Genomic DNA, 24075 nt, shown 5'->3' with positions numbered 1-24075 from the left:
AAAGGAACTAAAAGCCTTTATATATATGCTTTTTATTATTGAGTTTATATTGGATACACAATAAATAGAGAGTACCACCATCGCTTAATTTTGTGAGTGTTTTGAACTAATTTTGTTCTTTATATGTATTTGGTTTGAAAAATTTTTTATCTACTTTTTTGTATTTCAGATTCATTAAATTTATTATTTAATATTAATATATCAACTCTTCTATTAGCAGATCTGCCTTCCTCAGTGTCATTTCCTTTAACAGGTCTATATTCTCCATAACCTACAGCTGATAATCTTTCAGCCTTAATATTTCCCTGAGAAATTAAAAATTCAACAACATTTGAGGCTCTATCAGATGATAGCTGCCAATTGGAATGAAAATGTTCTGTATTAATAGCTACATTATCAGTGTGACCTTCAACACGGATATAATTGTCTATTCCATTTAAAACTTTTGATATAGAAACTAATTTATTATGCCAGTCACTTTTTACGGCATCATCACCACTATTAAAAAGTACACTATCATTAAAACTTATTAAAAGTCCTCTTTCTTGAATTGAAGTTGTAACGCTTCCTTTTAATTCTGAATTTTCTACAAGTTCATCAACTTTCTTTTTTATATCAGCTAATTTTTCGGCTTCAGTCAGAGCCTTTAAAGTTTCTTCATCTACAATAGCAGGTGTATTAGAACTATCAGATACTGCAACTACATTTTCTCCGTTGCCAGAATTAAAACCTATTTTTAGTGAGTGCGCAAGAGCGTCAGCTTTCTTGTTATCCACATTAGAAATTGCATACATCATTAGAAAGAAAATCATAAGTAAAGTTATAAAGTCTAAGTAAGAAAGCATCCATCTTTCGGTATTATCTTTTTCTTTTTTTATTCGTCTCATAATTTATACCTCTTTTAATCATCTTCTTCTAATAATTTGACTTGAGATTCAGTTAAGTAGCTAGAAAGCTTATTAACTAAAGTATTTGGATTAACTCCTTCTTGAATTAATAGAACAGCTTCAATAATCATTTCTTTTTCAATAATTTCTTCTTTATTAAGTTCTTTTAATTTACTAGCAACAGGAAGCCAAAAAAGGTTTGCAGTACCAAGACCATATAAGGTTGCTATAAAGGCAACAGCGATTCTTCCTCCCATTGCAGCAGCATCACTTAAATTGCTAAGAACTATAACCAAACTTGTTATTGTTCCAACAATACCCATGGTAGGAGCATATCCGCCAGCAGCTGATAGCATTTCAATACAGTCTTCATGTCTCGATATAAGGTTATCTAATTTAGTGTTTAAAATACCCTTAACAGTAGATGGTTCTACTCCATCAACAACCATTTGTAATCCTTTTTTTATAAAAGGGTCTAAATTAGTATCTGATAATTCAGAGTCTAAACTTAAAAGGCCATTTTTTCTTGTTCTAAGCGATACACCTTTAAAGTAAGTGATATGTGCTTGTAAATCCAAGTCTCTTTTTTTAAAAGCAATAGACAAGATTTTTGGAAGCTTCTTTATTATTTTTGAAGGAAACGAAATTCCTACAGCACCTATTGTTCCTCCTACAACTATTAAAAATGCATTAGGTTGAATTAATGCCAAAGGAGCACCGCCTTCGAAAATAAAACCTGCTATTATACAGGCAAACGCGAATATTAAGCTCATGACTGTCATAATGTCCATAAATAAAATCCCCCTTATAAGAAATAACATAAGTTAAAATATTATGTATAATAAGAAAATACTAGTGGAATACCCACTTATATTGATTAAGCATAACATAATATAAAATAATTGTAAAACATAATACTTAGCAGAAAAGTATAAATGTAAATGTTTTAATTAAGTGAAATATTTACATTTATAGTTGGTTTATAATAGGAATATATTGAGTTTTCAATTGTAAAGTAGAAACTATTATATTATAATGTTGAAGTAATACACTTGAAGGAAAGGAATATTGATTTATGGAGAATGATGTTTTTATAATTGAAGAAAAAGACCAAGGAACGAGAATTGATAAATATTTGGCACAAGTTTTTGTTGATAAATCAAGATCTTTTATTCAAGGGCTTATTGAAAAGGAAAGCGTTAAGGTTAATGATAAAATTCCGAAAAGTAATTATAAGTTAAAGGCATTTGATAAAATTGAAGTAGAATTTAAAGAGCCAGAAATATTAAAAATAGATGCAGAAAATATACCTATAGATATATTATATGAAGATAAAGATGTCATAGTTGTTAATAAAGCGCAAGGAATGGTTGTTCATCCAGCACCTGGGAATTATAATGGTACTTTAGTTAATGCCTTGCTATTTCATTGCAAGGATTTATCTAGTATAAATGGAGTCATAAGACCCGGAATAGTTCATAGAATTGATAAGGATACATCTGGAGTTTTAGTAATTGCTAAAAATGATGAAGCTCATAATAAACTGTCAGAACAATTAAAAGATCATTCCATGAAAAGAGAATATTGTGCTTTAGTCGAAGGAAGACTAAAAAATGAAAAGGGTACTATCAATAAATCATTAGCAAGAAATAAAAGAGATAGATTAAAAATAGGAATTGTAGAAGGTGGAAAAAGAGCAGTAACACATTATGAAGTGATTGAAAGATACAATGGATATACCTTAATAAAGTGTATATTAGAAACTGGTAGAACTCATCAAATAAGAGTACATATGGCATCAATTGGATTCCCTTTAGTTGGAGATCCTCTTTATGGTTTTAAAAAACAAAGATTTAAGTTAAATGGGCAAATGCTACATGCTAAGACTTTAGGATTTATTCATCCAACTCAAAATACATATGTTGAATTTACTACAGAATTGCCAGAATATTTTAAGGTTTTAATAGATAAATTAAGAAATGAACTTAAATAACAAGATTAATTAATGTATTCATAAATACGGTAAGCTGTAAAAAAACAGAAGTGAAAATTTGATTATATGCTATTAGGACAATATTTGTTTTTCAATTTAATCGAAAAATTTTAGGAAATAAAATTAGGTTATTACTTATTTAAGATTATGGAGGGATAATATGAAATTAAAAGCTGTTTTATTAGATGAAAAGGCTATAAATAGGACATTAATAAGAGTTTCTCATGAAATTATAGAAAGAAATAAAGGGGTGGAGGATTTAGTTTTACTTGGAATTAAGACTCGAGGATTTCCACTCGCACAAAGAATTGCAAGCTATATTAAAGGAATAGAAGGAAAAGAAGTTCCTGTTGCTTCTGTAGATATAACCTTATATAGAGATGATTTAACCATTGTAAATGAGAATTTGGAAGTTAGAAATTTAGATTTAGGTTTAGAAATAAAAGATAAAAAAATAGTTATTGTAGATGATGTTTTATACACTTGCAGAACAGTAAGAGCAGCAATAGATGCTATTATAGATGTAAGCAGACCAACAGCTATTCAATTAGCAGTATTAATTGATAGAGGTCATAAAGAGCTCCCTATTAGAGCGGATTATGTGGGTAAAAATATTCCTACAGCCAAAAATGAAATAATAGCAGTTTCATTAAAGGAAACTGATGGAGAAGATTCAGTTAAAATATATGATTCAAATAATACTAAAAAATTCAAGTAGTTAATTTGAATAGAGGAGAATATAGAAGTATGTATGATTTAATTGCAACAAGCACATTTGGAATAGAAAGTATAACTGCAAAAGAATTAAAAGCACTAGGATATGAAGATTTAAAGATTGAAAATGGAAAAGTAACCTTTGAAGGTGATGAAATGGATATTGCAATAGCTAACATTCATTTAAGAACTGCAGATAGAGTTCTTATAAAAATGGCTGAGTTTGAAGCAAGATCCTTTGAAGAACTATTCCAAGGAACGAAAAAAATAGAATGGAGTAAAATAATACCTATAGACGGTGTTATGCATGTTGTTGGAAAGAGTATTAAATCAACACTTCATAGTGTTCCAGATTGCCAGTCCATAGTAAAAAAAGCAGTTGTAAAGAGCATGAGTGAAAGCTATGGAATTGAGAAGTTTAGTGAAAGTGGTCCAATTTATAAAATAGAAGTATCGATATTAAAAGATATTGTTACCTTAACAATAGATACAACAGGACCAGGATTACATAAAAGAGGATATAGAGAGCTTGCAGGAATTGCTCCGTTAAAAGAAACTCTAGCAGCATCAATGCTTTTAATTTCAAGATGGGGTGATGAATTTGAACTAATAGATCCATTTTGTGGATCAGGAACAATATTAATTGAAGCTGCTATGATAGCTCAAAATATTGCACCAGGAATAAATAGAAACTTTGTGTGTGAAACATGGCCATCTGTAAGTAAGGATGTTTTTAGCAGCGTGAGAGAAGGCGCTAAAAGATCAGAAAAGTATAAAGATATAAATTTAATAGGATATGATATTGATTATAAAGTTATTAAGGTTGCTATGGAAAATGCTAAAAAAGCTGGAGTTGATCAATATATAAAATTTCAAAAAAGAGATTTTATGGAGTTTTCAACTTCTAGGAAATATGGTTTTATAGTTTCTAATCCACCATATGGAGAAAGAATAGGAGAGGAAAAAGCATTAAATCTTCTTTATAAGCATATGGGTATTACTAAGAAAAAGTTAGAAAGCTGGGATTTTAACATATTAACTTCATTTGAAACTTTTGAAAAAGTTTTTGAAGTTAAGTCAACTAAAAATAGAAAGTTGTATAATGGTAAAATTAAATGTTATTATTATCAATATTTTGATAATAATAAGATTAAGAATTTTGGAGATACATTAATCAATCAATTGATGAATTAATTAATTAAAGAATATTAAACTCTAAGTTAATTAATTAAAGATTATTAGCTAGAAAATTAATTAATTGAAGTAAATAAATAGAAATATGAAAAGATATTTACAATGTTTTTTTCACATGATAAAATGTACGTAAATAGATGTTGATGGCAAAGGTGCTAACAATCTGATAAAGTTGTTAGCACCTTTTTTGGCTTAAATAAATAGTTAAATTAAAATTTGTTTTTAATAATATAGTGCAAATAATATGACAAGTTTGGTAAAAATTTTAAATATTGTAAAAGGGAAGGAGTTCAAATAATGACAGAAGTATATCAAAAAATGGCAGAAAAAATGCCTAATATGAGTAAGGCGCAAGAAAAAATAGCAAAATATATTCTATCACATCTAAATAGCACACCTTTTCTAACTGTAGAAAAATTAGCTAATTTATCTGGAGTTAGCATTGCAACTGTTACTAGATTTGTAATCTTTCTAGGATATAAGGGTTATCCAGAATTTTTAAAGGATACTCAAGAATCTATTAAGCAGCAAGTAAATAATATTGAACGTATAAAAATAGATTCTGAAAAAAGCTGTGGTGAAGAAAGAGATATTTACGAAGTATTTTCAGAAGATTTAAATAATATTAAATTGACTATGGAGGAATTAAATTTAGATGAATTAAAAAAAGCTGTTAGTTTATTATTAAATGCGAAAAGAGTATATATAGTTGCAAGAAGAAGTTCGTCTGCACTCGGAACATTCCTTAAATATTATCTTGATTTAATGTTTAATAATGTTCATTTAATTGAAAATATAGAGCAAATACCAAAACAAATTAATGAATTTACTGAAGAAGATGTAATTATAGGTATTAGCTTTGAGAAATATGCTAGAAGTACCGTAGAAATTTTTACACATTTAAAGAAAAAAGGTGCTACAACTATATCAATTACAGATAACATGTTATCACCACTTGTGCCATATTCAGATGTAACCTTAACAGCTGTAAGTAAAAGTTCAGCATTTATAGAATCCTTTGCAGCGCCGTTAAGTTTAATTAATGTTTTAATTGTATATATTGAAAAAGAAAAGAAAGATTTCTTTAACATTAATGTAGAATTATTAGAAGAGGCTTGGAAAAAATTTGACTTATTTATTTAATTTACAATGCAATAGAGGTATAAGCTTAAGTTTTCATGATTAAAGCTCATATCTCTATTTATTATATTCATTAAACGAGAATTTTATAGGAAATTTAATCCTTAAAATCTAAGTTATTTAATATACATTATTAATAACATTCTATCACCACAATTAAAGGAAATCTCTAAGGAAGAAAATAAAAAAGCTAGTAAAACCACATTTCCTTTTATAGTTTTACTAGCTTTATATCAAAATTATGATTTGAATAAACTATTAAAATCATTTGGATTTATAATTAGAGTTTTATTGGTATGATAAATTACCATACCAGGCTTTGAACCATTTGGCTTTTTCAATTCTTTTACTTTTGTATAATCAACAGGTATTTTCAAGGACTCTTTACCCTTACTGTAAAAGCCAGCAATTATTGCAGCTTCTTCGAGGGTTTTATCTGGAATTTCAAAAGCACAAATAATAACATGTGAACCTGGAATATCTTTTGCATGAAGCCAAAGATGATTCTTATTTGCGAATTTTAAACTTAAATAATCATTTTGCAAGTTATTTTTTCCAACATAGATATCAATTCCATCACTAGAAACAAAATGCAAAGGCTTTGAAGTTTTTTGCTTTTTAGAATTTTTATTATTTTTTCTATATCGTACATATCCAGTTTCAATTAATTCATTTTTTATTTCTTCAATTTCAACATAGTTATCAGCATTCAATATATTAATAAGTACAGAACTTAAATATTCTATTTCTTCAATATTTTTTTCAAGCTGAACCTTAGCATATTCTTCTGAAGTTTTTAGCTTATTATATTTCTTATAATAATACTGAACATTTTCAGATGGAGTTTTTGTTTCATTTAAAGTTATTTTTAGGTATTCTTCTTTCTCTTCATTATAAAAATTTAATAAAGAACATTCTTTATCGCCTTTTTTTATAGTGTAGATATAAGATGTTAGAAGATCACCCTTTATTCTTAAAGACTCTTTTTCTTCACATTCTACAAGAGTTTCTTTAAGGATACGGGTTTTTTTATTACATCTTTCAATATTTGTATTAACAAGCTTTTGTAAATCGATAGATTTATTTTGTAGTCTATCTTGTTTATCTTTTTTTTGATAAAAAGCATCCATTAAAGTATTAGGATTATTATATGGGATCTTCAAAAATTCATCTTTTAAAGTCTTTAGATCTAAGCAATAAAAATCCTTTAATACGCCTATTTTATTTGTATATATATTATAAGAGATATTTTCTTGCAAATTATCTGTGAATTTCTTAAAATTTTCATAAATTTCTGGTCTTGTAGGTGAATTATTAGATTCAATAGTGTTATAATATAATTCGCTAGATAATAATTTACTTATTCCAGTAAAACAATTAGAATAAAAGTTAGTATCAAAAATAATAGAATTTTTACTTATATAAGAAGATAGTTCTTCATAAGTAGCAGAAATAGGATTTAATTTAGTAGATGATGGCGGATAAACATAATTAACGCCAGGATATAATACTCTAAAGCTATTTATATCAGGTGTAATATGTTTTATAGATTCCATGACTTTGTTGTCTCGATTTCTAACTAAGGTTATATTCGAGTGACGTCCCATAATTTCAACAATAAGGGAGTATACACTATCAAAACCTAATTCATCTCTATTTTCAATTTGTATTATCATAATTCTATCATTATCTTTTTGCATAAGGCTTATAATTCTGCCTCCTAATATGTATTTTCTTAGAACCATTAAATACATAGGAGCCTTTATTGGATTTGGTTTAATAGAATTTGTTAAATGAATTCTTGCAAATCTAGGAGATGCAGAAATCAAAAGTTTTATATTACTACGATCTTTTCGTATAGTTAAAATAATTTCATCTTTTTCAGGTTGATTTATTTTATCTATTTTAGAATTTAATATTGATTTTTGTAAATCATTGACTAAACTATATAAGTAGATACCATCTAATGCCATGTTGTGTCATCCTTTCTTAGTGTAAGGCTCATGAAAGAAAATAACGAGTCAAATATGCGATGTATATTTTGCATCAGACAAGGAGGATGGATACCTCATATCCGTACTATTAGGTGAAATAATGACTATGCAGTATGATACAAAATGGACTAGCATACTGACGTGTTATTTTTTTGAATGTGCCAATCTAAGAATAGTATAACATTATAGGTATATAATTATCAATTATTAGCAAAATATGAAAGTATGCGTATAAACTAATAATTATTTTAGTGTATTATATTTTAGTAATAATTGAATCTTTAGCACAGTAGATAACATTAAATTTGTTAATCAGGGGGAAGTAAAAATGAATTTTTTTAAAATGCAAGGGGCAGGAAATGATTTTATATTTATTGAAGATTTTGATTATAAAATTAAAGATGAATGTAAACTCGCAAAAAAGCTTTGTGATAGACATTTTGGAATAGGCGGTGATGGATTAGTTATTGTTAGAAAATCAGACATAGCTAATGCAGAAATGGTAATAATAAATGCAGATGGTTCAAGAGCTAATATGTGTGGAAATGCTATAAGATGTTTTGGAAAATATGTTTATGAGCATAAAATAGCAAGCGGAACTAAATTTTCTGTTAAAACTGGAGATGGAATTAAGGAAATTGAAATAATATTAGAAAATGCCAAGGTTAAATATGTAAGAGTATATATGGGAAAACCATCTTATAATGGAGTTCATATACCTTTGAATAATGTAGAAAGACTTATAGAACATGAAATTAATGTGGATGATAAAACTTATAGTATAACAACTGTATTAATGGGAGTACCTCATACAGTTATATTTGAAAAAGATAGAGAATATAAAGTTATAGAAGAAGGAGCTAAATTAGAAAAGTTAGATTTATTTAAAGAAGGAAGTAACATTAATTTTGTAAAGATAATAGATGAAACTCATATAAGAGTTAATACATGGGAAAGAGGAGCAGGTGCTACTCTTGCTTGTGGAACAGGATGTTCAGCAGCAGTTGTTGTAGCTAAAAGATTAGGGCTTGTAGATAATAAAAAAGAAATTTTTGTGAAAGCACCAGGTGGAGAATTAGTCATAGAAGTTTTAAGTGACGATGTATATATGAAAGGACCAGCAGAGGTATCTTTTGTAGGAGAAATTTCATTGTAATGTTACAAAATAATTTATATACAAATTTAAAAATAGTAAGTAAAGTTATATATATTTCTAATTGCAAAATAAAATTCAATTTTAATAGAAAATTATTAAAGAAGAGGGAGTAAGATGAAATCATTAAAACGAAAGTGTTTGAGTATTTTAGCTTTCATTGTTCTTCCTCTGTTTATATTAGGTTGTTCAGAAAAAAAGCCAAAACCACCTGATGTGACAGAGGAAATAAAATTAAATGCGGGGGCTGTATTAAAAAGTGAAGAAGGAACTTATAAATTATATAATTATGAAAATGGAAAATATGAGCAGACTAAAACAAATAATATTATTTTAGCCTACGATAAAAGCAGCTCAAACTATATATCAATTGAAGATAGCAAAGCTTATGCGATTAATAGTGGACAAAAGTTTGAAATTAAAGCTTCAGGTTATAGCCAGCTTAAATTATCTAAAGATGGAAAATATATATCATATTTTATTGAGGATAATGGACTTAAGTTAAAAATATTTGATATAAATGAAAAGAAAGAAATAGAAATGAAATCTAATGTTTCAATATCAGGAACTTTATATGATTGGTATGATGTTAATACTTTAGTATATTATGGAGTCAGTAATGATGGAGTGAATGGGTTATTCACATATAATATAAAAGAGAATACAGAAGAGTTGCTTTATAAAATTAAAGAAGGATATTTGGCATTTATAAAAGGAACTATAGACAATGTAATATTCTTACAATTAACATTAGAAAACAAGAAAGAATTAATCATGATAGATAAGAAAACAAAGGATGTTAAGCTTTTAACAGATAATATAGAGGAACTTTCAGACATAATTATAAATAAAGAAAAGATATATTTTACTGGCAAAATTTCTGATAATATTAATTCAGTGTATGAATTAAATAATAATAAAGCAAAAAGACTAGTTTATGATTTTCCTACTGTAGTTAAAATAAAAAAGGGACTTAAAGTAGATGAAAATGGAAATATCTTATTTGTAGGTTCTAATAATGCAAGTTCTAATGAAGAACAAGTTTACACATATGCACAAGATGGCAGTATAAGCACAGTATCTAAAAATTCAACAGATTTTGTGTTTTTAGATTATAGAAGTTAATAGAAAAGGTGAACTTGATGAGGGGATATAACTCTTATTTTTAATAATTATAGAAATTAAGGAGAAGAGCATGATTAAAAATTTTAATTTAAATAATCTAGATAATGTAATGAAAATCTGGATTGATACTAATTTAGAAGCTCATAATTTTATACAAAAAGAATATTGGATTTAAAATTTTGAAATAGTAAAGTAAAAATTTCCAGATGATGACATTTATGTATTTGAAGAAGATAATATTATAAAAGGTTTTATAGATATTATAGAATGAAGTTATATAGCAGGACTTTTTGTAAAGAAGGAATATCAAGGAGAAAGTATAGGGAAGAAGTTAATGAAGTATTGTAAATTGAAGTATCCCTATCTTATATTAGATGTTTTTATAAAAAATGAAAAGGCAGTGAATTTTTATTATAACAATAATTTTAAAGCTTTAAATGAACATGTTAGTCAAGAGGCTAAAGAAAAGGAATATTTAACGTCTTGGAGTTTAGAAGAGACTAAGTTATAGTAAAATATTCGTTAAAAAATACCACGTTATTCAGAAATGAATGGTGGTATTTTTTGTTAAATTTGAAAATGAAGAGTATTGAGGTTGACTTAATAAAAATAATAAAATATAATAATAATGAAATTCGTTATCAATTATATTTTGAGGAGTAGAAACATGATTTTTATTTGTACATTTGTTTTAGTAACACTTTTAGCACTACTTTTTACAAAATCTATTAAAAAGAATTCCTATATTTATTATTTAAGTGCAGGAGTTATTGCGATTATTACATCTATTTATGAAATTTTAAGGATAACATCTAATATGAAAATTGAGGGATTTCTTCTTACTCTCGAAAAAACTTCTATAAGAGGATTAATATCAATATCATTTTTTATATTAGTAATGTATGCAGGAGCTTTAAATTCAAAGTGGACAATTACAAAGAATTTGAGAAGTATTAGAGCAGAATTAGCAATACTAGGATCTATTACTATGCTGCCTCACGGAATTATATATTTCGCTCGATTTTTAATACTTAAACTTCCAAAGATTATAAGTGAAGGTACATTCCCAATATTATATTTTTCTTATATAGCTGTTGGAATTATCGGATTTATTATAATGATACCATTATTTATAACATCCTTAAAAAAGGTAAGATGTAAAATAAAAGGACTTCAATGGAAAAGACTGCAAAGATGGGCATATTTATTTTATTTATTAGCTTATGTTCATATCTTACTAATACTCTTAAATGAAAAAGAGATAGATTGGCTAAGATTAAGTACATATACAATAATTTTTGGTGGATATATGAGTTTAAGATTATTGAAATATAGGGAAAGTAAACCCAAAGAAGCTTTTATATTGAGCCAAAGTAGTAATTAAATTTAGAGATAGATTAAATGTAAATGCCACAAATTTATATAAATGAACTTGTGGTGTTTTTATTTTACAATATTGAATATGGTAGGTTAACTAACAAATTATTATTTTTTAATTTAAGAAGAATATTTATAAATCCAAATTTATTTTGACATGCCTAAAATTGCACCTGAAACAAAAGGTACTAACCCAATAATCCACACGACGATACTAAATTTGTGAAAATTAGCTTTAGTTTTTTCATTATTTTTAATTAAAACAATTGTTGCCCAAAGTGCATGAAAAAGCATTAAAATTATAGCTAATAAACCTGTTATACCATGAAAATTAAATTGAAAACTTCCCATAGCAATTTTACTCATAAGAGTTGTACCTAAAGTATCAAATATTAATCCTAAGTAAAATGTAAATAGGTGCCATATTTTTAATTCTTTTTGTATTTTTTCAATCCATACACCAATTGTATAAAATATAAGTGCTAATGTAATAGACATAATTGCATAAACTAACATAGTGACTCTCCTAACATAACTTTTAGTAAAAATTTATTGTGAACAATACTATTATTAGTTATTTCATATTGCAATATTCTTATAAACTTAAATTAAGTAATAATTAATTTAGAGAAGAAAAAAATCAATTGTAGATATTAATAAATATAAATTGGGGAATGAATATATAATTGAAGGTTCCCCAAATTTTGAACGGAGAACAGTTCGTCTAAGGCTAATTAGAAATTTTCAACATTAAATTATATACGGCCCAATTTATATCGTATAGAATATCGCAGATTCATTATTTAGAATGAATCTGTGATATTTTTTATATGAAATTTTAATAAATCGTGAAGAAAGAAGGGAAAGTAACATGGATAATTATGAAGCAATATTCTATAAAGTAGTATTATTTTACGAAATAATGAAAAAGAGTATAGAGATAGCTTCATAAGCTTAAAGTTAGAATGACTTGTCTTATGGATATTAGCTCATAGTTACAAAAAGAGGATTAATGTAAATGGGTAATATTTAGAATAATTGCAATATAGAATTAATATATATAAGATTGTAATGCAGAATACTTTTATTTGATATTGATATGCGAATTATTTGGAATAGAAAGAATTTTAACTTATGAAGCTAATAAATTTTTATAGAAACAAGAGATCAAGGAAGAGTATTTTTTACAGAAAATGAACCTGGCTATACTGACAGTTATAATTTTAATAGTGAAACATTTACAGAGTATTTAGAGGATGAAGTTAAGTGTATAGCATTGTTTTTAGTGGGAGATAATTATAATAGATTTTACACTATATAAAGAGAAAGGATGAAGTAAGATGTTAGAAAGTGCAACAATAACAATGCCTTATAAGGAATTAGACGAATTGCTACAAGAGATGAAAATCTTAAAGGAAAAGATTAAATGCATACCTGTGGAAGTGGATGAAGAAGATCCATTAAAAAATGGATTAGATATAATATTTGATTTATTAGAAGAGGCAAGTAAATATACAGAATCTAATGAAAAGCAATATTTTATTTACAAGGGCATGGAAATGTATTGTAATTTATTTAAAATATCAGCAAAAGAATTGCTGCAAAATATACAAAAGGGAATAGAACCAAAGTAATGTAAAATACTAAAAAATAAATTAAAAAAGGGGCTTTAGCTCCAATACATAATAATATTAAATTAAATTCATATTTTCATGTCAGAAAATAATATTCAAGAACGAATATTATATTGAGTGTATAATACTCTTAATACTTAATACCTGATATAAAATATCCTGTGAAGTCGAAATTTTAAGTTTATACTTGTGAGATATGTAGACGATACAGGAGATTTTAAATATGCTTATAAGTCAATAAAAACAAAAAATACTTTTGGGAAAAAGCGGAATTCATCTATAATCTAAATAGATAATATCTAATTGTTTAATTTTCATATAGATGTAATGCTGTATTAAATTTTATATAATTATTATATGAGGTGAAGCATATGAGCAATGACGTAAATATAATATTAGAAAAAATAAAGATAACACCAATAATTTATTCTGGTAAAAAATCAATAGTAATATTATCTAGTAACGATGCAAAATTGAGTGCTGAAAGTTTTAATAAAGCTATTGAGTATATATGGGAAAATAACTTAGTTAAAATATTAAAGGTAGAACGTAGAAATATCTACATAGTAAAGGCATATATAGATATTACAGCGTAATTTTTTGAGAACTCTAGAAATAGAGTTCTTTTTATGTAAACTATAAATTTTTTTGAATTTAAAGGCTAGTTATATCAATGGTTTGAACAGTGTGAAAGGCAAAAGTGTTATTATGAAGTGGACATGGTGCAGCCACTTTTTTGTTCAATAAAAGTAAGATACTGATTTTTTAAATTCAAATATAAGGAGATTTAACATGTATAAGGAAGATTTAACATGAGTAAAGCTAAGAAGAAAAGATTGAAGCTAAATATAAAATTTATAAAAGGAAAAGCAATATGTTTTAAGTGTCGCAATATTCAAATAATCCAAGGAATAATGATACTGCAGTAGATAAAGTTGCTGATAGTACTAAAGAATTTAGATTTGAGATTCCAATAATAGTGGACAAAGAAATGCTATTATAGCTAGTTATGCAAAATATAAAGCATCTGTAAAATTAGGATTAGAAATTGTTCCAGTTATAAAAGCAGATGATTTTATAGAACAACGAATTAAAGCAGTTAGGATAATAAATTATATTAATTGTAAACTGGAACTATGAAAAACTATTAAAAGAAGCGGAATGATTAAAAATTGATGATTATAATCTGGATTTTACAGAATCTGATTAAATTCAAACTATTAGAGAATAAAATATAATCTTAAAGAAATTTAGGAATATGAAGCTTTTAATGTTGAAAAGCAGATAGAAAATTTTAATATAGATTAAGCTTTGATAGCAGAAAAGTATGAAGGAATGATGAAAACAGAGAATTTTTATGTATAAGAGTTAAATGTGAATATTAATTAAATTTTTAGTCAAGAATCCTAGATAGAATATCAGTTTGCTATAGCATAATATAGAAAAATTCAAATAAGATAGGTGGGGTTCAAAATTAGAGAATATGAAATTAAAGATGTAGATTTAAACACTGCAAAAAATTTAAAAAAAGAAATATGTGAAAAGTATAAGGTTATTCCTATAAAGGAAGATTTAAATGAAGTTATTGTGTTAACTTATGATGAAACAGAAGATGCTAAGGAGTACTTAAGTTTTATATATAATAAAAATATTGTTATTAAAGAAATAGAAGAAAAAAATTATGAAGATTTGAAGAATATAATTTTTGGAATGGAAGACAAGAGTTTAGAAGATGTTTTAATATTTAATGCAATAAAGGATAAGGCAAGTGATATTCATTTAGAGCCTCAGCAGAATTGTGTTAATGTGAGATATAGGATAAATGGTACTTTAGTTTTAGTTCATAAAATAGATGCAAGTGAATATATAACACTTGCATCAAAGATAAAATTAAAAGCTAACATGGATATAACAGAAAAAAGAAGACCTCAAGATGGGAAGATTATCGTTGAACATAATAATACAAAATATGATTTAAGGGTTTCATCTATTCCTTTAGTATATGGTGAAAAGTTAGTTATAAGAATTTTATATTGTGATAATTTTGATTATAAACTGGAAGACTTAGGTTTTTCAGATGATCAAGTTAAAATTATTAGAAAAATAATAGCATTGAAAAATGGGATGATTCTGATTAGCGGACCGACTGGTTGTGGAAAAACGACAACACTCTGTACAATATTAAAAGAAACTGATTCAAAAGTTTTGAACATAACGACATTAGAAGATCCAGTTGAAATAGTTCTTCCGAATATTAATCAAATGAGCTTAAATAATAAATTAAATATAAATTTCTCAACAGGACTTCGAAGCATTTTACGTCAAGATCCTGATGTTATTATGATAGGTGAAATAAGAGATGAAGAAACGGCAACTATGGCAGTACGTGCTTCAATTACAGGGCATAAGGTATATAGTACAATTCATTGTAAATCTGCTAGAGAGGTGTATATAAGGTTAGAGAATATGGGAATAAAACAATATTTATTAAGTGATGCTTTAGTAGGAATAATCTCTCAAAGATTAATAAAAATTTTATGTAATAAATGCAAAATTGTAGATCATGAAAATTCATCTAATAAAAGAATGGTTTATAAGAAATGTGGATGTAAGGAGTGTAACTACTCAGGATATGGAGGAAGACAAATTGTAAGTGCAGTGTATTTTTTATGTGGGGAAAATAATAAGACTATAGAGGAAATACATGAAGATAGTGATTATTTATCAAATAAGAATATGAAAGTGGATTTGGAAAAATTATTGATGGAAGGGAAAATATCAAATAGTGACTATTTGGAATTTGTTGAAGGAGAAAGACTGAATGTATAGTGAAACAAAAAATCAAATTAACAAAAAGTATAAATTGAATTTCCCACATATTAAATTGGCTGAGAAATTAAAGTTTTCTACTATACAAGAAATGCAGTTATTTAAACCTAAAGCAAATGAAGAGCAATTAGCTTTAATTACAGGTAATTTAGCTCAGCTTTATAAAGATGGAATACAAATAACTACAGCATTAGAATTGGTTTCAGATATTATGCATAATAAAACATATAAAGATAGTTTATTAAAAGTTTTAATGCTTATAAAACAAGGTAAGAGTTTATCAGAAGGATTTTCTGAATTTAAAGCCTTATATCCTGAATTTTTTATAGGAATAATAGCTATAGGAGAAAATACAGGAAAGTTATATTCAGTATTAAAAGGATTAAATATTTTTTATGATAAGTGTGCTTTTGTAAAAAGAGAAATTAAAAATGCAAGTATGTATCCATTATTTATAATTTCATCAATGATAATACTTAGTATATTTTTTATTAGTAAAATAGTACCGAGCTTTTGCGAAATTTATAAGGCTATGAATATAGAATTGCCTGCAAGCTGTAAATTTATATATGAATTAAATAATAATTTAAAAGAGAATCCTTTTCTAACTATGGTAACAATAAGTTCATGGCTATTAATACTTATAATAGTTTTTAAATATTTTTCTAAGAAAATCAATTTGGAAAAGTTTGCTAAACTCCATATAATAAAGTTGTTTTTTGAGTATATTATGGTGTTATTTTTTTCAATAATAACAAGTGCAGGAATAAATATTTCCAAGGGTTTAGAGCATTGTGAAGATAGTATAAGCTTTGTTTATTTACAAAATAAAATAAGAACCATAAATATAGATATATTAAGAGGAAGAACTCTTGCAGAAGCTTTAGAGAAAAGTGGAATGTTTTCAAAATATACCTTGGCAATAATTAAAATAAGAGAAGAATCTGGAGCTATAGAAGAGGGATTTAGGGAATTAGCTTCTAGTTTAGAATATAAATTATCAGAGGAAATAAAAAAATATCTTGGGTTTATTAGTCCTATATTTGTAGTTATAATGGCTGGCTTTATAGTCATATTTTTAGTGGGATTTGTACTTCCTCTATTTAATAATTTGAAAAGTGGAATTAGATAATGAAAAAAGATGGCTTTACATTAATAGAAACAGTAGTAAGTATATTTATATTAACTATTTTATTTAGCATAGGAACATCCTTAAATAAATTTGGAGGTAATTTATCAGACGATATGAAAAATACAGCGTATGTTTATGAAATACAAAATTTATTTTCTTATGGAAAAGCTGTTTGCAGGGAAAAAAATAAATATGGGAAAATTACTGTTGATTCTAGGAAAAATGAAATTAGATTTATAGAGGGAGCAGATAAAATAGAAAAGATTATAAACTTGCCTAAAGAAATTTCAATAGTGGATAGGTATATAAGTATCCCAATAACTCCTAATGGGAAAATATCTAAGGGGACAACTATACAACTTGTAGATGATCATAGAGAAAAACAAGATATAACAATAGGTGTCGGTGTGGATTTAATTGTAATTAAAGATGGTGAATTTGTATGAAGAAGCAAGGAAGCATATTAATTGAAGTGGCAGCCTCAATTATGATTTTGACCTTAACTACAACTTTTATTATAAGCACAGGCATACAAAACATATATATATTGAAGGAAAGAATTTTATTAGAAGAAGTTAATAGAGATGTATCTAATCTGATAAATGAGTTTAAATATAATCTGACTAAAGAAGAAATAGAAGAACTGTTAAGTGATGAGAAAATAGGATTTAAATATAATGAAGATTTTTCAAGGGAATTATTAAATTCATCTGTTAAGGAGCTTGAGAAAGGAGAAGATATTGAAATAACTAAGATTGAGGAAGATAATTTAGGTTTAAAATTAAAGATTCAAACTAATATTAAAAATGAAAAAAATGAAGTAACCATAGAAAAGGAATTTACTAAAAGCTGGTGGATGGATGAAGTTTAAGAAATATTTTAATTTAGAGAAAAGCGGAGGATTTACTATTATTGAATCCTTAGTATATATTTTTTTAACAACTATAATTTTAGTGGAAGGAATAAATTTATATGTATCAATGTATAAGTCATATATAGAAGCAAGAGCATTAACTATTAAATATAACGATTATCAAAATTTTTATATAAATTTTGATACTATTATATCAGAAGGAAATCTTGAACAAATAATAGTAGATGATAAGTCTATTCTTTTCTCAAAGGATGATAAATCGAATAATTTAAACAAGATAATTAAATCTAGTGAAGGCAAAATTGTTGTTAAATATATGAGGTTCGATGTTACAGAAGCTATAAATACTATGCTGAAAGATATAGATAGGTTTGAAGTTAAGAGAAAAGGAAAGTTAGTTTATTTAATAATATATGATAAGGAGGGGGAGGAATTTATTAGATGTATTTAAAAAAGAAAGGAACTGTTTTAATAAGTACAATGATAATATTGTACTTAATGAGCATGCTAGGATGTTTTATGTTTAGGATGATGAAAAATAACCTTGAAATAACCTCTTTATATAACTTTGATAAAGACAGATATGATTTAGATAAAAGTGAAGAAGAAATCCTTAGCAAGTTTATGACTGAAATCAATAGAACTATTAGCAAAGCAAATAAAGAAAATGCAGAGGATGAAAATATATTTTCTGAAGATTTTAAAAAGAATATAGAAGATAATATATTAGAATATTATAAGGTTAAAGATAAGTTGTTTTTGAAAACTCATAAAGATAATGAAGTAAATAGAACGCGAGAAATAAAATATTTTTTTAGAGATGAAAAATTAATATTAGTTCCAACATATAAATTTCAAGATGATGATGAACAAAATTAGGTTAAAAACGGAAAGTAAAAAGATATTTATATTTAAAATAAGTAGTAAATAAGGAGCGTATTAAATGAATAAGGATATAGTTATTATAAAGAAAAATTTCTTTATATATAATGGGGAAGAATATGATTTTGATAGGGTTACTGAAATTAATAATTTATTGAAATCTAATCTTAAAATAATAATCCTTGAAGAAGAGCTTTATGCAAAACAATTCACTACCAATATAAAAAGAAATCAGATATATCAATTTGTAGAATATAAGATAAATAATGATTTTTTGCAAAATGGAGATATATTATATGACTTTGAGAAAATTAATAATGTTATTGCTATATATTATATAAAAGGTGCTAAAAGAATAGAAAAATTATCAGAAACAGCAAATAATATCGAAGTTAAACCAATTCAATTTATTGCTAAAGATGTTATGGGAAAAGTTTTGAATAACGAAAATTTTACTTGCAGAATTTTATTGAAGTTTCAAGAATGTTATTACTACATGTCGTTTAAAAAGGGATTATTTTATAATGGTTTTGTTAATGAAGATAAAAAGCTCGTAGTTAATAAAATAATTGAAAATAATGATCTTGGAGAGCTATATTTTGATTATAATATAGAAGGGAATTTAAATTCATTAGATGAATTTAAAATTATAAAAATAAATTTAGGAGAATTAATTAATGAAAAAATATATGAGAAGCAAAAATTTTATTCCAGAAAAATTTTATAAAAAAAAGCAGGCTAATATAAATAAAAAAGAAAAGGGAATACTTTTGCTATTTTTTATATTAAATTTGATTTTGCTTCCTAGCACTGCAAAAAGTGTTGAGGATATGAAAAAAGTACCTGCAATTGATAAGATGAATATAGAAAGGAATAAACCAAATGAAATTGAATTTAATCAAATAAATTTATGGATAGAAAATATTCTTAATGAGGATATAGAAGAGGTATATATAAATAAAAATAAAGGTGAAATCATAATTAATAGTTTAGATGATATTAATAATTTGAGTACTAAGTCTATATCAATAAGTGATATTAATTTAAAAGATGACGGTAAATATAAACTAGGAGTAAATTTATATGAGTAAGATAGTTAAGTACGTTTTAATAATCATAATGATTATGCTTATGGCTGCACAAACTTTTTTTATAAATAAAGCAAATAAGGAAAAAGATGTTTCGGTATATAATGTTAAAAGTACTATAACTAAATATAAAAGTTTAAAGGAAATTAATGAAGAGTTAAGTTGTTTAAAAGAAAAAAATATCTTATCAGCAAATGAAATTAATGGGAAATGGTATGTTAAGATAAAAATAGAAGGTGATAAACAAGAACTGTTAGATGAAGTATCAAAAATTAAAAATTATGAAATAAGAGATTATATTATTACTAAGAATAGAGGAGAAAATTCTGTTGTATTAGAAATAAGTGCTAAGGAAAGTGTTTGACCATAATAAAATATAAATTTTTATTAAAAAGTAAGCAGAAATAATTGCAATTATTTCTGTCTTTTGATAAAATATGAGTGTTATGTCAACGATTAAGCATTTAGACTTAATATTTGAAGATAAAGTTACATTTTAATAGGCATATGAATAAAGATAATAGTAAATAGTATTAGCTTATTTTATATTTTATGTCTTATTTTATAAATTTGGAGGGATATTTAATGATAACAGCAGGAGATATAAGAAAAGGAACAACTTTTGAGTATGATAATTCAGTATTTACAGTAACAGAATTCTTACACGTTAAACCAGGAAAAGGTGCAGCATTCGTAAGAACTAAACTTAGAAACGTAATTTCAGGTGGGGTTACAGATAGAACATTTAACCCAACTGAAAAATTACAGGAAGCTGTAATTGAAAGAAAAGAAATGCAATACCTTTATAGTGATGGAGAATTATACTATTTCATGGATCAAGAAACATATGAACAAATTCCTTTAAACTATGAAAAAGTTGAAGATGCAATAAAATTCCTAAAGGAAAATATGTTTGCCACAATTAAGTTCTTTAAGGGGGATGCATTCTCAGTAGAAGCACCAAACTTTGTTGAATTATTAATTACACATTCTGAACCAGGTGTTAAAGGAAATACAACTACTAATGCATTAAAACCAGCTACTCTTGAAACTGGTGCAATAGTAAATGTTCCTATGTTTGTTAATGAAGGTGATGTTATAAGAGTAGATACTAGAACTGGCGATTACATGGAAAGAGTTTAGTATTTATATATGAGTTGCTAAGCATAAAGCTTAGCAACTTTATTTATATATAATGGTTATATTAGATATCTTAAATTTACGTTATAATAAATAAAGAATAAGTAAAAAGGGAGTGGGAAGCTATGGAAGAACTTAAAAGCAAAATTGAAGAGTTAAAAAATAGTTTGTCTAAAATAGAAAATGAGGAATATAAAGAGTGCTTTAATAGTGTAACTTCAATTTTAGAAATTATGAATGAAAAAATTGAAGAGTTAGCTGTAAATCAAGAAACTCTTGAAGAAAATATTAAATTTATGGATGATGATTTAAGTAACATTCAAGATGAGTTGTTTGAAGAATTATCTATAGATGAGTTAAACGACATTGAAGATGAATATACAGAGATTACTTGTGTTCATTGTCATAAACCAGTTTTTATGGAACAATCTACATTAACGAACAATGATGAAATTCCATGTCCTTACTGTAATAAAAATCTTAAAGATAATTAAATATATTGTTCTAAAAAAGTTTATTCATTTAAATTTATTTTATATTCTTTAGCAATGCAAACAAGTTAAATTTGCAAATTATGAATTTTAGTAATTAGAACCTATATAATAATATATAAATGTTAAAATATTAAAGGGCTATCTTAAAATTTGATTTAAGATAGCTTTTTTTTAAATGTGTTTAATTATATTTCAGTAATAATTTAGGTTAACATTACATATTAATTAAATAAAAGACGCGAGAGGAGGCAATGAGGATTTTGAAAGGTGAAGAAGAAATCATAGGGATTTTTCCACTTGAAATAGGAAATTTACTTAAGGATAGATTTCTTAAAGAACAAATATATGAAATTAGAATTAAAATTCAAAAACCTATTTTAATTTATTCAAAAAATGGGGAAAGCATTATAAATTATATACCTTCAAAGGAAGACTTGAAAAGTATGATTCAAAAAATTTCTAATTATTCACTATATGCTTATGAAGAAGATATACGACAAGGATTTATAACTATAAAGGGTGGACACAGAATTGGTATAGCCGGTGAATGTGTTATGGAAAAAGGCGAAGTTAAGACTATAAGAAATATTTCATCTATTAATATAAGAATTTCCAGAGAAGTTATAGGATGTTCAGATAAGATTATTAGATTTATTGTTTCTGAACATAGAATTTATAATACCATAATAATTTCACCACCTAAATGTGGTAAGACAACAATTTTAAGAGATATAGCAAGGAATATATCAAATGGAATACCTTCCTTAGGTGTAAAAGGGCGAAAAGTTGTTGTTATAGATGAAAGAAGCGAAATAGGAGCTTGTCATTTTGGAATTCCTCAAAGTGATTTAGGAATTAGGACAGATGTTTTAGATAATTGTTTAAAAAGAGAAGGGCTTATTATGGCTATTAGAAGTCTTTCACCAGAAGTTTTGATTTGCGATGAAATTGGAACTAAAGGTGATATTGAAGCATTTATGATGGCTTTTAATTCAGGTGTGAATATAATTACTACAATCCACGGCTTTACAGTTGAAGATTTATATAAGCGAAAAGTTTTTTCTGATTTGCTTGACAATGAAATTTTAGAACGATCTATAATTTTAAGTAATAGACATGGAATTGGAACAATTGAAAAGGTATTTAGTCTAAAGGGTGGTGAAAATATATGCTTAAAATAATTTTTATAATTAGCATATTTATTATAAGTACCTACATAGGCTTTGCATATGGAGAAACTTTTAGAAGAAGGCAAGATGAGCTTAAAGAAATTTTAAAAGGCTTAATAATTCTTGAAAATGAAATTGTATATGGAACAACACCTTTGCCAGAGGCCTTTGAAAAAATTTCTAATAAGTTATGTGAACCTTCCAGTATATTTATTAAAGCTATTACAAATAGGTTGGTAAAAGGTGATGTAGAAAGTGTATATGAAGGTGCCATAGAAGAGTTTGCTTTGTTAGAAAATAAATTTTATTTATATGATGAGGATAAAAAAGTAATGGTAGATTTCTTTAAGTCTCTTGGTGAATCAGGTGTTTATGGACAAGAAAAGATATTTTCTTTAGCAATTGAAGGGATAAAAATGAATTTACGAGAAGCTGATGAAATTGCAAAAAAAAATATAAAGCTTTATAGGTATCTTGGAATCTGTTTAGGTGCAATGATAATAATATTTATAATATAAAGTTCTCAAGTATTTAATTTAGAAAAATAAATTAATAAGGCATATTCAAAAATTATATAAAAAATTTCATAGAGATGTAAAATCAATTGACAAGTACCCATGGTCAATTGTCAATTGAAGCAAATAAGGATTGGGGGAAGGTAAATGCATGATATAAGTATTCTTTTTAAAATTGGTGGGGCAGGAATACTTCTGGTGGTTTTAGATAAGGTATTAACTAGTAGTGGAAAAGGGGAAATAGCAGCCATTACTAATATTGCAGGAGTTGTAATAATTCTTCTAATGATAATTTCAATTATAGGAGATTTATTTAGTACTGTTAAAACTATGTTCATAATGTAGGTGTAGTTATGTTAATAATAAAAATAGTAGGAATATCATATGTAACATTATTTGTTATATTGTTATTTAGGAATTCCAAAAGTGAATTGAATACATTACTTACTTTAACTGCTGGATCATTAATTTTCCTTATTATGATAGAACCACTTAAAGAGATAATTGATTTTTTAAGACAAATTGCTGATAAAGCCAATATAGATACAGTTTATATTGGGATAGTATTAAAAATTTTGGCAATAGCATATATAGCATCATTTTCGAGTGCTTTGTGCAAGGATGCCAATGCAGATAGCCTTGCAGCACAAATAGATCTTTCAGGGAAAATAATGATTTTAGTACTTGCTATTCCAATACTTATGGCTGTATTAAATTCTATATTACAGATAATGTAGGTGT

Annotated in this window: 29 protein-coding genes and 1 pseudogene; 26 read left to right on the top strand and 4 right to left on the bottom strand. The window is 26.0% G+C overall.

Going from position 1 to position 24075, the window contains the following annotated elements; all coding sequences use genetic code 11:
• Window positions 1–146: 146 nt before the first annotated feature.
• Together CLPUN_RS05925 and CLPUN_RS05920 are read right to left on the bottom strand one after the other, a co-directional pair.
• Complete coding sequence (locus CLPUN_RS05925) at window positions 147–887, bottom strand: flagellar motor protein MotB (RefSeq protein ID WP_077846402.1); 741 nt, start codon at window positions 885–887, stop codon at window positions 147–149.
• Between the two features lie 14 nt (window positions 888–901).
• Window positions 902–1678, bottom strand: coding sequence for a motility protein A (locus CLPUN_RS05920; RefSeq protein WP_077846401.1), 777 nt, complete (start codon window positions 1676–1678; stop codon window positions 902–904).
• 284 nt (window positions 1679–1962) lie between these two features.
• On the opposite strand from CLPUN_RS05920, the gene CLPUN_RS05915 reads away from it, so the two are divergent.
• From CLPUN_RS05915 to CLPUN_RS05900, 4 genes are all read left to right on the top strand, one after another.
• Entirely contained in the window at window positions 1963–2880 is a 918-nt protein-coding gene (locus tag CLPUN_RS05915; protein ID WP_077846400.1) for an RluA family pseudouridine synthase, read from the top strand.
• 160 nt (window positions 2881–3040) lie between these two features.
• Window positions 3041–3598: a bifunctional pyr operon transcriptional regulator/uracil phosphoribosyltransferase PyrR gene (gene pyrR, locus CLPUN_RS05910; protein WP_077846399.1), complete on the top strand. Its 558-nt coding sequence runs from the start codon at window positions 3041–3043 to the stop codon at window positions 3596–3598.
• A 29-nt stretch (window positions 3599–3627) separates the two neighbouring features.
• Complete coding sequence (locus CLPUN_RS05905; RefSeq protein ID WP_077846398.1) at window positions 3628–4788, top strand: THUMP domain-containing class I SAM-dependent RNA methyltransferase; 1161 nt, start codon at window positions 3628–3630, stop codon at window positions 4786–4788.
• A gap of 297 nt (window positions 4789–5085) precedes the next feature.
• Entirely contained in the window at window positions 5086–5931 is an 846-nt protein-coding gene (locus CLPUN_RS05900) for a MurR/RpiR family transcriptional regulator (protein WP_077846397.1), read from the top strand.
• A 236-nt stretch (window positions 5932–6167) separates the two neighbouring features.
• Here CLPUN_RS05900 and CLPUN_RS05895 read toward each other — a convergent pair whose 3' ends face one another.
• A complete protein-coding gene (locus CLPUN_RS05895) occupies window positions 6168–7901 on the bottom strand; it encodes an Rqc2 family fibronectin-binding protein (protein ID WP_077846396.1) in 1734 nt (577 codons plus the stop codon).
• Window positions 7902–8250: 349 nt separating this feature from the next.
• Here CLPUN_RS05895 and dapF point away from each other — a divergent pair, with 349 nt between their 5' ends.
• The 4 genes and pseudogenes from dapF (at window position 8251) to CLPUN_RS05875 (ending at window position 11584) form a co-directional block, all read left to right on the top strand.
• Window positions 8251–9078, top strand: coding sequence for a diaminopimelate epimerase (gene dapF, locus CLPUN_RS05890; protein ID WP_077846395.1), 828 nt, complete (start codon window positions 8251–8253; stop codon window positions 9076–9078).
• Window positions 9079–9192: 114 nt separating this feature from the next.
• A complete protein-coding gene (locus tag CLPUN_RS05885; RefSeq protein ID WP_077846394.1) occupies window positions 9193–10200 on the top strand; it encodes a hypothetical protein in 1008 nt (335 codons plus the stop codon).
• Window positions 10201–10270: 70 nt separating this feature from the next.
• Window positions 10271–10711, top strand: a pseudogene (locus CLPUN_RS29555) (GNAT family N-acetyltransferase).
• Between the two features lie 156 nt (window positions 10712–10867).
• A complete protein-coding gene (locus CLPUN_RS05875) occupies window positions 10868–11584 on the top strand; it encodes a ferric reductase-like transmembrane domain-containing protein (RefSeq protein WP_077846393.1) in 717 nt (238 codons plus the stop codon).
• A 140-nt stretch (window positions 11585–11724) separates the two neighbouring features.
• Here CLPUN_RS05875 and CLPUN_RS05870 read toward each other — a convergent pair whose 3' ends face one another.
• Window positions 11725–12093 carry an HsmA family protein gene (locus CLPUN_RS05870; protein ID WP_077846392.1) on the bottom strand — a complete coding sequence of 123 codons (369 nt, stop codon included), beginning with the start codon at window positions 12091–12093 and terminating at the stop codon, window positions 11725–11727.
• Window positions 12094–12917: 824 nt separating this feature from the next.
• Here CLPUN_RS05870 and CLPUN_RS05865 point away from each other — a divergent pair.
• The 18 genes from CLPUN_RS05865 (at window position 12918) to spoIIIAD (ending at window position 24071) form a co-directional block, all read left to right on the top strand.
• Window positions 12918–13211, top strand: a complete 294-nt coding sequence (locus tag CLPUN_RS05865) for a hypothetical protein (RefSeq protein WP_077846391.1) — start codon at window positions 12918–12920, stop codon at window positions 13209–13211.
• A gap of 371 nt (window positions 13212–13582) precedes the next feature.
• Window positions 13583–13807 carry a hypothetical protein gene (locus CLPUN_RS05860; protein ID WP_077846390.1) on the top strand — a complete coding sequence of 75 codons (225 nt, stop codon included), beginning with the start codon at window positions 13583–13585 and terminating at the stop codon, window positions 13805–13807.
• 287 nt (window positions 13808–14094) lie between these two features.
• Entirely contained in the window at window positions 14095–14214 is a 120-nt protein-coding gene (locus tag CLPUN_RS29810) for a ParB N-terminal domain-containing protein (RefSeq protein ID WP_479723532.1), read from the top strand.
• A gap of 458 nt (window positions 14215–14672) precedes the next feature.
• Window positions 14673–16040 (top strand): GspE/PulE family protein, encoded by a 1368-nt coding sequence (locus CLPUN_RS05855; RefSeq protein ID WP_242954056.1) that lies wholly within the window; start codon window positions 14673–14675, stop codon window positions 16038–16040.
• Complete coding sequence (locus CLPUN_RS05850) at window positions 16033–17172, top strand: type II secretion system F family protein (RefSeq protein ID WP_077846389.1); 1140 nt, start codon at window positions 16033–16035, stop codon at window positions 17170–17172. The genes CLPUN_RS05855 and CLPUN_RS05850 overlap by 8 nt, the downstream gene beginning before the upstream one ends.
• On the top strand, window positions 17172–17618 hold the full coding sequence (locus tag CLPUN_RS05845; protein WP_077846388.1) for a prepilin-type N-terminal cleavage/methylation domain-containing protein: 447 nt from the start codon (window positions 17172–17174) through the stop codon (window positions 17616–17618). The genes CLPUN_RS05850 and CLPUN_RS05845 overlap by 1 nt, the downstream gene beginning before the upstream one ends.
• Window positions 17615–18043, top strand: a complete 429-nt coding sequence (locus tag CLPUN_RS05840; RefSeq protein ID WP_077846387.1) for a hypothetical protein — start codon at window positions 17615–17617, stop codon at window positions 18041–18043. The genes CLPUN_RS05845 and CLPUN_RS05840 overlap by 4 nt, the downstream gene beginning before the upstream one ends.
• The gene (locus CLPUN_RS05835) at window positions 18033–18497 is read left to right on the top strand and encodes a competence type IV pilus minor pilin ComGF (RefSeq protein ID WP_077846386.1); all 465 of its coding nucleotides are present in this window, start codon (window positions 18033–18035) and stop codon (window positions 18495–18497) included. The genes CLPUN_RS05840 and CLPUN_RS05835 overlap by 11 nt, the downstream gene beginning before the upstream one ends.
• The gene (locus CLPUN_RS05830) at window positions 18488–18925 is read left to right on the top strand and encodes a hypothetical protein (RefSeq protein ID WP_077846385.1); all 438 of its coding nucleotides are present in this window, start codon (window positions 18488–18490) and stop codon (window positions 18923–18925) included. Before CLPUN_RS05835 ends, CLPUN_RS05830 begins: the two co-directional genes overlap by 10 nt.
• A gap of 64 nt (window positions 18926–18989) precedes the next feature.
• Window positions 18990–19655 (top strand): hypothetical protein, encoded by a 666-nt coding sequence (locus CLPUN_RS05825; protein ID WP_077846384.1) that lies wholly within the window; start codon window positions 18990–18992, stop codon window positions 19653–19655.
• On the top strand, window positions 19606–20019 hold the full coding sequence (locus CLPUN_RS05820; protein ID WP_077846383.1) for a hypothetical protein: 414 nt from the start codon (window positions 19606–19608) through the stop codon (window positions 20017–20019). Before CLPUN_RS05825 ends, CLPUN_RS05820 begins: the two co-directional genes overlap by 50 nt.
• Window positions 20012–20380: a hypothetical protein gene (locus tag CLPUN_RS05815; RefSeq protein ID WP_077846382.1), complete on the top strand. Its 369-nt coding sequence runs from the start codon at window positions 20012–20014 to the stop codon at window positions 20378–20380. The genes CLPUN_RS05820 and CLPUN_RS05815 overlap by 8 nt, the downstream gene beginning before the upstream one ends.
• Window positions 20381–20601: 221 nt before the next feature.
• The gene (efp, locus tag CLPUN_RS05810) at window positions 20602–21159 is read left to right on the top strand and encodes an elongation factor P (RefSeq protein ID WP_077846381.1); all 558 of its coding nucleotides are present in this window, start codon (window positions 20602–20604) and stop codon (window positions 21157–21159) included.
• 122 nt (window positions 21160–21281) lie between these two features.
• The gene (locus CLPUN_RS05805) at window positions 21282–21650 is read left to right on the top strand and encodes a CD1247 N-terminal domain-containing protein (RefSeq protein WP_077846380.1); all 369 of its coding nucleotides are present in this window, start codon (window positions 21282–21284) and stop codon (window positions 21648–21650) included.
• Between the two features lie 251 nt (window positions 21651–21901).
• Entirely contained in the window at window positions 21902–22831 is a 930-nt protein-coding gene (gene spoIIIAA, locus CLPUN_RS05800) for a stage III sporulation protein AA (RefSeq protein WP_423237282.1), read from the top strand.
• The gene (gene spoIIIAB, locus CLPUN_RS05795) at window positions 22819–23337 is read left to right on the top strand and encodes a stage III sporulation protein SpoIIIAB (protein ID WP_077846378.1); all 519 of its coding nucleotides are present in this window, start codon (window positions 22819–22821) and stop codon (window positions 23335–23337) included. Before spoIIIAA ends, spoIIIAB begins: the two co-directional genes overlap by 13 nt.
• Window positions 23338–23481: 144 nt before the next feature.
• Entirely contained in the window at window positions 23482–23679 is a 198-nt protein-coding gene (spoIIIAC, locus tag CLPUN_RS05790) for a stage III sporulation protein AC (RefSeq protein WP_015392820.1), read from the top strand.
• Window positions 23680–23687: 8 nt separating this feature from the next.
• Window positions 23688–24071: a stage III sporulation protein AD gene (gene spoIIIAD / locus CLPUN_RS05785; RefSeq protein WP_077846377.1), complete on the top strand. Its 384-nt coding sequence runs from the start codon at window positions 23688–23690 to the stop codon at window positions 24069–24071.
• Window positions 24072–24075 lie beyond the last annotated feature (4 nt).

Origin of the sequence: Clostridium puniceum (assembly GCF_002006345.1) — a bacterium.
Classification (GTDB): Bacteria; Bacillota; Clostridia; order Clostridiales; family Clostridiaceae; genus Clostridium; species Clostridium puniceum.
Note: the sequence above shows the minus strand (reverse complement) of the source record. Positions and strands in the feature narration are given on the sequence as shown.

Coding starts and splice junctions, on each gene's coding strand:
- spoIIIAA (WP_423237282.1), top strand. CDS start 21,902: ATGAGGATTTTGAAAGGTGAAGAAGAAATCATAGGGATTTTTCCACTT.
- spoIIIAC (WP_015392820.1), top strand. CDS start 23,482: ATGCATGATATAAGTATTCTTTTTAAAATTGGTGGGGCAGGAATACTT.
- CLPUN_RS05825 (WP_077846384.1), top strand. CDS start 18,990: ATGAATAAGGATATAGTTATTATAAAGAAAAATTTCTTTATATATAAT.
- efp (WP_077846381.1), top strand. CDS start 20,602: ATGATAACAGCAGGAGATATAAGAAAAGGAACAACTTTTGAGTATGAT.
- CLPUN_RS05925 (WP_077846402.1), bottom strand. CDS start 887: ATGAGACGAATAAAAAAAGAAAAAGATAATACCGAAAGATGGATGCTT.
- spoIIIAB (WP_077846378.1), top strand. CDS start 22,819: ATGCTTAAAATAATTTTTATAATTAGCATATTTATTATAAGTACCTAC.
- dapF (WP_077846395.1), top strand. CDS start 8,251: ATGAATTTTTTTAAAATGCAAGGGGCAGGAAATGATTTTATATTTATT.
- CLPUN_RS05885 (WP_077846394.1), top strand. CDS start 9,193: ATGAAATCATTAAAACGAAAGTGTTTGAGTATTTTAGCTTTCATTGTT.
- pyrR (WP_077846399.1), top strand. CDS start 3,041: ATGAAATTAAAAGCTGTTTTATTAGATGAAAAGGCTATAAATAGGACA.
- CLPUN_RS05895 (WP_077846396.1), bottom strand. CDS start 7,901: ATGGCATTAGATGGTATCTACTTATATAGTTTAGTCAATGATTTACAA.
- CLPUN_RS05840 (WP_077846387.1), top strand. CDS start 17,615: ATGAAGAAGCAAGGAAGCATATTAATTGAAGTGGCAGCCTCAATTATG.
- CLPUN_RS05915 (WP_077846400.1), top strand. CDS start 1,963: ATGGAGAATGATGTTTTTATAATTGAAGAAAAAGACCAAGGAACGAGA.
- spoIIIAD (WP_077846377.1), top strand. CDS start 23,688: ATGTTAATAATAAAAATAGTAGGAATATCATATGTAACATTATTTGTT.
- CLPUN_RS05875 (WP_077846393.1), top strand. CDS start 10,868: ATGATTTTTATTTGTACATTTGTTTTAGTAACACTTTTAGCACTACTT.
- CLPUN_RS05905 (WP_077846398.1), top strand. CDS start 3,628: ATGTATGATTTAATTGCAACAAGCACATTTGGAATAGAAAGTATAACT.
- CLPUN_RS05805 (WP_077846380.1), top strand. CDS start 21,282: ATGGAAGAACTTAAAAGCAAAATTGAAGAGTTAAAAAATAGTTTGTCT.
- CLPUN_RS05860 (WP_077846390.1), top strand. CDS start 13,583: ATGAGCAATGACGTAAATATAATATTAGAAAAAATAAAGATAACACCA.
- CLPUN_RS05870 (WP_077846392.1), bottom strand. CDS start 12,093: ATGTTAGTTTATGCAATTATGTCTATTACATTAGCACTTATATTTTAT.
- CLPUN_RS05865 (WP_077846391.1), top strand. CDS start 12,918: ATGTTAGAAAGTGCAACAATAACAATGCCTTATAAGGAATTAGACGAA.
- CLPUN_RS05850 (WP_077846389.1), top strand. CDS start 16,033: ATGTATAGTGAAACAAAAAATCAAATTAACAAAAAGTATAAATTGAAT.
- CLPUN_RS05900 (WP_077846397.1), top strand. CDS start 5,086: ATGACAGAAGTATATCAAAAAATGGCAGAAAAAATGCCTAATATGAGT.
- CLPUN_RS05830 (WP_077846385.1), top strand. CDS start 18,488: ATGTATTTAAAAAAGAAAGGAACTGTTTTAATAAGTACAATGATAATA.
- CLPUN_RS05845 (WP_077846388.1), top strand. CDS start 17,172: ATGAAAAAAGATGGCTTTACATTAATAGAAACAGTAGTAAGTATATTT.
- CLPUN_RS05815 (WP_077846382.1), top strand. CDS start 20,012: ATGAGTAAGATAGTTAAGTACGTTTTAATAATCATAATGATTATGCTT.
- CLPUN_RS05835 (WP_077846386.1), top strand. CDS start 18,033: ATGAAGTTTAAGAAATATTTTAATTTAGAGAAAAGCGGAGGATTTACT.
- CLPUN_RS05820 (WP_077846383.1), top strand. CDS start 19,606: ATGAAAAAATATATGAGAAGCAAAAATTTTATTCCAGAAAAATTTTAT.
- CLPUN_RS05920 (WP_077846401.1), bottom strand. CDS start 1,678: ATGGACATTATGACAGTCATGAGCTTAATATTCGCGTTTGCCTGTATA.